The following is a 2,559-nucleotide window of genomic DNA, read 5'->3' as shown; positions in this document are numbered from 1 at the left end:
TGCCCAGTTGGCACACGCACGGTGGCGTGGTCCTGACGATCGACGGCGATGGTCGCCCTCGGACCGTCGATCGTCAGCGCCAGACCGACCGCCGCCTGGTCGGCGACGGCCGGCACCGACATGATCAGGCGCTCTTCTTCTTGCTGCCCCGGGTGGCGCCGCCACGACCCCGCAGGGTCGTGCCGGACTCCGAGAGGATGCGGTGAACGAACCCGTACGAACGGCCCGACGACTCGGCGAGAAGACGGATGCTCTGCCCTGCCTCGTACTTCTTCCGAAGCTCTGATGCAAGCTTGTCGCGCTCCGCGCCGGTGATCCGGGTTCCTTTCCTAAGCTCGGCCAATGTGGCCCCCTCCGTGATAGATGATCTGCGAACCGATCTTCACTCAGTTGCGGTGAACGCGCCACTCGAAGCGCATGTGATCCATCACACGATCTCCTCGCAAGCTCGATCCCCCCAGGCGGATCTGTCAAGTCTTTCCCATCCACTCACCACAAGAACAACAACGACCACGCACCGGATCCGACCCATTTCCCGACACGACGGAGAGAAGCCGTGCTTATACCAACATCATGACAACGTCCACACTCTCTTGCCACTACCAGGCTCGACGGAAACTTTGGCGCGTAACGTCGGGCAGCGCCCCGGACCAGCGACGAACCAGCAGCGTGACGGTGGCGCGGCGCTGGCGCTACGGTGACGCGGGCGATGGCACGGACGATGGCGCGGTGGCGAAGTGGCACCGGCACCGCCGGACGCCACACTCGCTGAACGGCGTCCGCCGAACGGCGCCAGTGGCATCGACGAGCCTCTCGCGCGCCGCTCGAACAGCATGCCGCCACCCTGGTTACGGTGCATATGTGGTCATCACGCCGGAGGACCGGGCTCACCAGTCGGCATGCCCGCCGCCGGAAATGCCTCCGGCCGGCACCGGCACCGGGCGGCGCGCCACTTCCGCGCCACCCGTTCGTCCCCCGTCAACCGGGATCCGCCCGGCGGGCCGGCAACGATATGACCGTTTCTTTCCCACGCCCTGTCCGGCCCGCGTCCCCGGGCCACGCTGAAGGTGGCCGACGTTCCGATCACCGCCGCGCCGTCGGGCAGCGGGACGGGTGAAAACGGACGGCCGGGTATGCGGGAGCGCATGCGGAACCGGCCGTCCTCCGGTGGCGATTCCGCCCAGCCCGCGGAAATCGCGCTGTGGATCGTCACGATCGCCGGCTGCCTGGGGCTGGCCGCGCTGGCGCGTGCCACCGCCGGCCAGGGATGGAACCCGCTGCCGGCCATGTCCGGCGGGCTGCCGTTCACCGCGGGCCGGCGCCCCGGCGTCTCCCCGGCGTCCCTGTCCGCCCCGGCGGTGGCGGCCGTGGTCGCTGTCGCGGCCTGGCGCGGCGTCCACACCTGGCTGCGGTGGGTCCCGCTCCTCATTGCCAGCTATGTGGCCGCGTTGGGCTGGGCCGTGGCGCTGGCGGTGGGCAGTGCCCACCCGGGGGCGCTGGCGGTGGGCACTGCCCACCCGGGCCTGGCCGGCGCGCTCGCGGTCGGTGCGTCCACGGCCAGCGACGGGCACCTGCCGGACGGGCCGGCCGCCGCCGACGCCGGCCTGACGGCCCTGCTGCGGACGTTCACCGAGCACACCGGTGCCGGCGGCTACGGCGCGCGGGCCCACCCCCCGGGGCCGACGCTGCTGGTGTGGCTGCTCGCCCAGCTGGGGATCACCACGCCGATCGCCCTCGGTGCCGTCCTGACGGCGCTGGGCGCGGCCACGGTCCCGCTGGTGGCGGTCGCGGTCCGGTCGCTGTGCCATGAGACCGCCGCCCGCCGTCTCGTCCCGGTTCTGCTGCTGGCGCCCTGGGCGCTGTGGACGGCCGCGTCGGTGGACGCGGTGACCGCGGCCCTCGGCGCCGCGTTCGTCACGCTCGGGGTCGTCGGCTCCGAGCCGGGACGGCGGCTGTGGTGGGCGGCGGCGTGCGGCCTGCTCCTCGGCGTGGCCACGCTGTTCGACTACGCGATGCCCTGGCTTGGCGCGACGGTCGTCGCGGCGTACTTCGTCCGCCGCCGGCCGCTGCTCAACGTGATCACCGGTGGCTGTTTCCTGGTGCCGCTGTCGCTGCTGTCGCTGTGGGGGTTCTCCTGGCCGGACGGGCTGGCCGCGGCCCGCGCGCAGGCCGCCCACACGGCCGCGCAGGCCGGCCTGGCCGGCGCGGCGACACTTCCGGAGCCGCTCGCCCGGCTGCCGGTGGGGTTGGCGGTCGTGCTGGTCGCGTGCGGGCCGGTGATCATCCGGGCGGCCCGGCGGATCCGGCTCACGCCCGGCTGGCCGTTCCTGGTCGGCGCGGTCCCCGCGATTCTCTTCGGCATGCTGACGGGGCTTGCCGCCACGGCGCCGGAGCACTCCTGGCTGCCGTTCTACTGCTGGCTGGTGGTCCCGGCCCTGGCGCCGGACCCACGCCCGAACGGCCCGGGCGACACCGCCCGCGCCGGCCCCCTCCCGCTGGCCCTGACCACTGCCGGCGCCCTCACCGCGATCATCACCCAAGCCCTCCTCCCCACCACCC

Annotated in this window: 2 protein-coding genes; one reads left to right on the top strand and one right to left on the bottom strand. The window is 73.0% G+C overall.

Annotation, left to right across the window (positions count from 1 at the left end; genetic code table 11):
* Positions 1-124: 124 nt before the first annotated feature.
* Positions 125-343: a helix-turn-helix domain-containing protein gene (locus tag AC5LSR_RS21455; RefSeq protein WP_013873150.1), complete on the bottom strand. Its 219-nt coding sequence runs from the start codon at positions 341-343 to the stop codon at positions 125-127.
* Between the two features lie 790 nt (positions 344-1,133).
* On the opposite strand from AC5LSR_RS21455, the gene AC5LSR_RS21450 reads away from it, so the two are divergent.
* Positions 1,134-2,559, top strand: a 1,426-nt coding sequence (locus AC5LSR_RS21450; protein WP_493468902.1) for a hypothetical protein, incomplete at its 3' end; no start/stop codon positions are given.

The sequence above is a fragment of the Protofrankia sp. CiP1_Cm_nod4 genome (assembly GCF_982290645.1).
The sequence above is the reverse complement of the archived record's forward strand: the minus strand, read 5'-3'. Positions and strand labels throughout refer to the sequence as shown.